This is a genomic window from Oleiphilus sp. HI0079, from assembly GCF_001635105.1.
The window spans coordinates 1-281 of the sequence record NZ_LWFT01000456.1; the positions used below are offsets into that span (position 1 = coordinate 1).

Below are 281 nucleotides of genomic sequence, written 5' to 3' on the forward strand. Positions count from 1 at the left end.
GCCTCGACCGATACCGCAGCACTTGCGAGTATTTCACCCGCTTGTTGCCAATTGTCTTGCATCTGTAATGCTTCTATTTCAGCAAAGTCGACACTCACCATGGCGATTTTGGCGGAGTGCAGGCCGCCGAGATGGTTTTTAACGCCTTCGTTGATCGCTTTGTAATAGCCTTGTGTGCTTTCCCAGCTCATGCCGCCACATGCCGATGCCACTAACCCGGCTATATGTGAGCAAGTAATGGCATCCATTCACAAGATCACCAGTCAGTTTTGCTGAGAACC

1 pseudogene is annotated in these 281 nt (G+C 50.5%); it reads right to left on the reverse strand.

The features are described 5' to 3' along the window. Positions 1 to 248, reverse strand: a pseudogene (locus A3750_RS05950) (aspartate/glutamate racemase family protein); the annotation flags it as partial. Positions 249 to 281 lie beyond the last annotated feature (33 nt).